Annotated in this window: 2 protein-coding genes; both read left to right on the plus strand. The window is 70.2% G+C overall.

Translation table 11 applies throughout. The features are described from left to right. Positions 1-4,904: type I polyketide synthase (locus ACIQVT_RS34640; protein ID WP_403763735.1), on the plus strand; the 4,904-nt coding region annotated here is incomplete at its 5' end. Positions 4,905-4,940: 36 nt separating this feature from the next. Next, on the plus strand, positions 4,941-6,889 hold a 1,949-nt coding region (locus tag ACIQVT_RS34645), incomplete at its 3' end, for a type I polyketide synthase (protein WP_403763738.1).

Below are 6,889 nucleotides of genomic sequence, written 5' to 3' on the forward strand. Positions count from 1 at the left end.
TGTCGTGGGAGGTGTTGGAGCGGGCCGGGATCGATCCGACCACGTTGAAGGGCAGCCGCACGGGTGTCTTCACCGGCGCCATGTACCACGACTACAGCGAGGCGGTCGCCGCCGGCAGCCTCGTCTCCGGCCGCGTCTCGTACACCCTCGGGCTCGAAGGCCCCTCCGTGACGGTGGACACGGCGTGCTCGTCCTCGCTGGTGGCGATGCACTCGGCGGTCCAGGCGCTGCGCAGCGGCGAGTGCTCACTCGCGCTCGCGGGCGGAGTCGCGGTGATGTCCACGCCCATCGCGTTCGTGCAGTTCTCGCGGCAGCGGGGCTTGGCGGTGGACGGACGGTGCAAGTCGTTCGCGGCGGGCGCGGACGGAACGGCATGGGCCGAAGGCGTCGGCTTGCTGCTCCTGGAACGTCTCTCGGACGCGCGCCGCAACGGCCATCAGGTCCTGGCGGTCGTCCGGGGTACAGCCGTCAACCAGGACGGCGCGTCGAACGGCATCACCGCGCCGAACGGCCCCTCCCAACAGCGAGTGATCCGCCAGGCGCTGGCGAGCGCCGGTCTGTCGGCGGCCGACGTGGACGCCGTCGAGGCGCACGGTACGGGCACGTCATTGGGTGACCCGATCGAGGCGCAGGCGTTGATCGCCACCTACGGCCAGGAGCGGGCCGGGGGTGAGCCGTTGTGGCTGGGCTCGTTGAAGTCGAACATCGGGCACGCGCAGGCCGCGGCGGGCGTGGCTGGGGTCATCAAGATGGTGCAGGCGATGCGGCACGGGGTGCTGCCCAAGACCTTGCACGTCGACGCGCCCACCCCGAAGGTCGACTGGTCGGCCGGCGCGGTGGAACTGCTGACGGAATCGAGGGAGTGGCCGGAGACGGAAGGGCGTCCGCGTCGCGCGGCGGTCTCCTCCTTCGGTATCAGTGGGACGAACGCGCACGTGATCCTGGAGGCCGTCGAGGCGGAGTCGGTGGCGGAACGGGCGGTGGATCCAGAAGGGTTGGTGCCCTTGGTGGTCTCCGGGAGGTCGCCCGAGGCGGCACGGACCCAGGCAGGCCGACTGGCGCGGTTCCTGGACGCCGACGACGCGCCGAACCTCACTGACGTGGCGTACTCGCTGGCGACGACTCGGACCCACTTCGACCATCGCGCGGTAGTGGTCGCCGAGTCGGTGGGGGCGGCGCGGGAGGGCCTGGGGGCGATACGGCCGGAGAGTGTGGTACCGGGCCGCCTGGGTGTGCTGTTCACGGGGCAGGGGTCGCAGCGGGTGGGGATGGGACGGGAGTTGTGTGCCGCCTATCCGGTGTTCGCCGAGGCGTTCGGCGAGGTGTGCGCGGCGGTCGACCCCAGGCTCGGTCGTTCGCTGAAGGCGGTGGTCTTCGAGGGCGCGGAGCTGCTGGACGGGACGGCGTTCGCGCAGCCGGCGCTGTTCGCGGTCGAGGTGGCGTTGTACCGCCTCGTACGGGCCTGGGGTGTGCGCCCCGACTTCCTGGCGGGGCATTCCATCGGTGAGGTGACGGCCGCCTATCTGGCGGGTGTGTGGTCGTTGGAGGACGCTGCCGCACTGGTCGTCGCTCGGGGCCGGTTGATGCAGGCCCTGCCGACCGGTGGGGCGATGATCGCGGTCGAAGCGACCGAGGAGGACGTGCTCCCGCTGCTCGGCGACCGCGTGAGCATCGCCGCCGTCAACGGCCCCAATTCATTGGTTCTTTCGGGTGCCGAGGACGCGGTGCTGGCTGTGACCGAGGCGCTTCCCGGTCGTCGGGTGAAGCGCTTGCGGGTGTCGCACGCGTTCCATTCCCCGTTGATGGAGCCGATGTTGGAGGAGTTCCGGCAGGTCGCGGCCGGGCTGACCTACCGCGCGCCGTCGCTGCCGGTGGTGTCGAACCTGACCGGTGACGTCGCGGCCCCCGAGCGGCTCTGCTCGCCCGAGTACTGGGTAGAGCACGTGCGCGGCACCGTCCGTTTCCACGACGGCGTCCAGGCCATGAAGGCCCAGAAGGTCACCACCTTCCTGGAGCTGGGCCCGGACGGCATCCTCACCGCGATGATCGCGGGTGACGGCGTACCGTCCCTGCGTCGGGACATCGGCGAGGAACGAGCACTCCTCGCCACCCTCGGGCAGTTGCACACGCGCGGTGTCGGGATCGACTGGGAGCAGGTGTTCGCCGGTACCGGCGCTCGTCGGGTGGCTCTCCCCACGTACGCCTTCCAGCACCAGCGCTACTGGCTGAACTCGATCCCGTCCGCCGGTGATCCCGCCCTGGTGGCCGAGCACCCACTGCTGGACTCGGTGATCAGTGTGCCTGAGACCGGTGGTGTGGTGTGCACTGGTCGGCTGTCTCTTGCCGCGCAACCCTGGTTGGCGGACCACCGGGTGTCCGGCGTGGTCCTGCTGCCGGGCGCCGCGCTGGTCGAACTGGCGGTCCGCGCCGGTGACGAGGTCGGGGCGCGGACACTCCGCGAACTGGTCATAGAAGAGCCCTTGGTGATTCCGGAGACGGGCGCGGTACGCGTTCAGGTCACGGTCGGTGAGGACATGGGGGGCGGTGTCCGTCCAGTCGGGCTGTATTCGCGGCCCGACACAGCGCAGTCCGAAGCGCCTTGGTCCCGCCACGCCACCGGAGAGGTGGGCGAGGACGCGTCGTCGCCTGGTGCCGGCTTGGGGGTGTGGCCGCCGGAGGGTGCTGTGGCGGTTGATGTGTCGCATCTGTACGAGGGCTTGGCCGGTCGTGGGTATGGCTATGGGCCGGTGTTCCAGGGGTTGCGTGCGGTGTGGCGGCGGGGCGATGAGGTGTTCGCCGAGGTCGCCTTGCCGTCGGGTGAGGTGGATGGGGCGGCGGGGTTCGGTCTGCATCCGGCTTTGTTGGACGCGGCGTTGCATGCCGGGGCTTTTTCGGGTGCGCGTGAGTCCGGTGGGGGCGGGTTGTTCTTGCCGTTCGCGTGGAGTGGTGTGTCGTTGCACGCTTCGGGTGCCTCTTCGCTGCGGGTGCGGTTGTCTTCCACGGGTGCGGAGTCGCTGTCGCTGGAGTTGTTCGATGGTGAGGGTGTGCCGGTGGCGTCGGTGGACTCGCTGGTGTTGCGGGCGGTCACCGAGGAGCAGTTGAGGGCGTCCGGTGACGCCGGTGAGTCGCTCTTCCGGGTCGAGTGGGTTCCCGTCGTGGTAGGTGAGGATGCTGAGTCCGGCGAGGTGGAGGTGTTCGAGGTCCGGTCGGTCTCGCTGGACGCGAACGCGGTGCAAGGAGTCGCGTCCGGAGCGTTGTCGGCTGTGCAGTCCTTCCTCGCCTCGTCGCATGAGGGTCGGTTGGTGGTGGTGACGCGGGGTGCGGTCGCACTCGGCGACGATGTGTGCGACCCGGTGGCGGCCACGGTATGGGGGTTGGTGCGCTCCGCGCAGGTGGAGAACCCGGACCGCATCGTCCTGATGGACTTGGACGGCCAGGCCCCTGCCGATGAGCTGCTGGCAGGCGTACTCACGACGGCTGAACCCGAAGTGGTGGTGCGTTCGGGTGAGGTGTTCGTGCCTCGGCTGGTGCGTGCGAAGACGGTGGCCTCTTCCGATGTGCCGGTGTTCCGGTCGGGTGGCACGGTGCTCGTCACGGGTGGTACGGGCACGTTGGGCGGTGTGGTCGCCCGGCACCTGGTCACCGCCCACGGCGTGCGGAGTCTGGTGCTGACCAGCAGGCGTGGGCCGGAGGCGCCCGGTGCGCCGGCACTCCGCGATGATCTGTCGGCATTGGGTGCGCGGGTGCAGGTGGTGGCCTGTGATGTGGCCGATCGTGAGCAGTTGGCGGGGTTGTTGGCGTGTGTTCCCGCTGAGGCTCCGTTGTCGGGTGTGGTGCATACCGCCGGTGTGTTGGACGACGGTGTGATCGGGAGCCTGACCCCGCAGCGGTTGGCTGGGGTGTTCCGGCCGAAGGTGGACGCGGCGCTGGCACTGCACGAGCTGACCAGTGGCTTGGAGTTGGATGCGTTCGTGCTGTACTCCTCCGCCTCCGGTGTTCTGGGCGGCCCAGGACAGGGGAACTACTCCGCTGCCAACGCCTTCCTGGACGCGTTCGCCCAATACAGGCGCGCGCAAGGCTTGCCCGGCCTTTCTCTGGCCTGGGGCCTGTGGGGTGAGGCGAGTGCGATGACGGGCTCGCTGGGCGCGTCCGATCAGGCGCGCATGAGCCGCAGCGGTATCCGGCCGCTGTCCGCCGAGGAGGGTATGGCACTCTTCGACACCGGCCTGTCCGCCGGTGAACCGACCCTGGTGCCCGTCAAGTTCGACCTCCCCGCACTCACCGCTCAGGCAGGTGATGGCCGGCTGGCTCCCATGCTGCGCGGTCTGGTCCGCCCACCCCGGCGTACCGCTTCCGGTGGTGGCCTCGTCCCCGCCGACTCCCTCTCGGACCGCCTGGCGGTGCTTGCGGCGGAGAAGCAGACGGAGACCCTGCTGGACCTGGTCCGCGGCGAGGTCGCCGTGGTGCTGGGGCACGCAGACGCCGAGAGCATCGCACCCGGACAGGCGTTCAGCGAACTGGGCTTCGACTCGCTGACCGCGGTGGAACTGCGTAACCGGCTGAACGCGGCGACGGGTCTGAGGTTGCCGGCCACGCTCACCTTCGACTACCCGTCACCCGCCGCGATCACCGAGCACCTGCGCGCCGAACTGGTCCCGGACTCGGCCACCGGAGCGCTGGACCTTGAGGGCGTCGACGAGGCCGGGCTGCGCAAGGTCCTCGCCTCGGTGCCGCTGAAGCGGTTGCAAGAGCTGGGCGTGCTGCGGCAGTTGCTGCCGCTCGTGGCCGCGGCCCCCGGTGGCGTCAGGGCGGCCCCGTCCGAACGGCAGAACGCGTCGCACCTGATCGCCGACATGGACGTCGCCGACCTCATCGAACGCGCGATGGGCAACACCAACGACTGAGCCCGCCGCGGGCTACGGAGGAACTCAAGTATGTCTGTGTCCGAGGACAAGCTCGTCGCGGCACTGCGCGCGTCTCTCATGGAGAACGAGCAGCTCAAGGAGGAGCGCGACGCGGCTCTCGCGGCGTCGTCCGAACCGATCGCGATCGTGTCGGCCGCCTGCCGGTTACCTGGTGGCGTCTCCTCACCCGAAGATCTGTGGCGTCTGGTGGCCGAGGAACGCGACGGCATCACACCGTTCCCGGAAGACCGTGGCTGGGACGTCGACCGGCTCTACGACCCCACCCCCGGCGTGGCCGGCAAGTCCTACGTCCGGGAGGGCGGCTTCCTCCACGACGCGGCGGAGTTCGATCCGGCGCTGTTCGGTATCTCTCCGCGTGAGGCGCTCGCCATGGACCCGCAGCAGCGGTTGCTGCTGGAGGTGTCGTGGGAGGTGCTGGAGCGGGCCGGGATCGACCCGACCACGCTGAAGGGCAGCCGAACGGGTGTGTTCGCCGGGCTGATGTACCACGACTACGAGGCGGCCGTGGCGGCCGGCAGCATCGTGTCCGGCCGGGTCGCGTACACCTTCGGTTTCGAGGGTCCGGCCGTGACGGTGGACACGGCGTGCTCGTCGTCGCTGGTGGCGGTGCACTCGGCGGTCCAGGCGCTGCGCGGCGGCGAGTGCTCGCTCGCGCTGGCCGGCGGTGTGGCCGTCATGGCCAGGCCGGGCAGTTTCATCGAGTTCTCGCGCCAACAGGGCCTCGCGCCGGACGGACGGTGCAAGTCGTTCGCGGCGGGGGCGGACGGTACGGCGTGGGCGGAAGGCGTGAGCCTCGTCCTGCTGGAGCGCCTCTCCGACGCCCGCCGCAACGGTCACCACGTCTTGGCGGTCGTCCGGGGTACGGCGGTGAACCAGGACGGCGCCTCCAATGGTCTCACCGCCCCCAACGGCCCCTCCCAGCAGCGTGTCATCCGTCAGGCCCTCGCCAACGCGGGCCTGACCACCTCCGAGATCGACGCCGTCGAGGCGCACGGTACGGGCACGTCATTGGGTGACCCGATCGAGGCGCAGGCGTTGATCGCCACCTACGGCCAGGAGCGGGCCGGGGGCGAGCCGCTGTGGCTGGGCTCGTTGAAGTCGAACATCGGGCACGCGCAGGCCGCGGCGGGCGTGGCTGGGGTCATCAAGATGGTGCAGGCGATGCGCCACGGGGTGCTGCCCAAGACCCTGCACGTCGACACGCCCACCCCGAAGGTCGACTGGTCGGCCGGCGCGGTGCAACTGCTGACGGAATCACGAGAATGGCCGGAGACGGAAGGGCGTCCGCGTCGCGCGGCGGTCTCCTCCTTCGGTATCAGCGGCACCAACGCCCACGTCGTGCTGGAATCCGCCGAGAACGAGACCCCGGAGCCGACCGCGACACGCGGGAGCGTGCCACTCGTCCTCTCGGGCCGCACAGCCGACGCCGTGCACGCGCAGGCCCGGCGCCTCGCTGACCACCTGGAGCTGTACCCCGACCTGAGCGTGACGGACGTGGCGTACTCGCTGGTCAGCTCCCGTGCCCGGCTCGACCACCGTGCGGTGGTGGTCGCGGCCTCGGTGGAGGAGGCGCGGGAGGGCCTGGGGGCGATACGGCCGGAGAGTGTGGTACCGGGCCGCCTCGGTGTCCTGTTCACCGGCCAGGGGTCGCAGCGGGTGGGGATGGGACGGGACCTGTATGCCGCCTATCCGGTGTTCGCCGAGGCGTTCGACGAGGTGTGTGCGGCGGTCGATGCGAAGCTCGGTCAATCCCTGAAGGCGGTGGTCTTCGAGGCCGGGGACCTGCTGGACGAGACCCGCTTCGCGCAGCCGGCGCTGTTCGCGGTCGAGGTGGCGTTGTACCGCCTCATATGGTCCTGGGGCGTACGTCCCCACTGTCTGGCGGGGCATTCCATCGGTGAGGTGACGGCCGCCTATCTGGCGGGTGTGTGGTCGTTGGAGGACGCTGCCGCACTGGTCGTCGC

It is taken from the genome of Streptomyces sp. NPDC100445, assembly GCF_044759735.1.
In the GTDB taxonomy this organism is placed as follows: Bacteria; Actinomycetota; Actinomycetes; order Streptomycetales; family Streptomycetaceae; genus Streptomyces.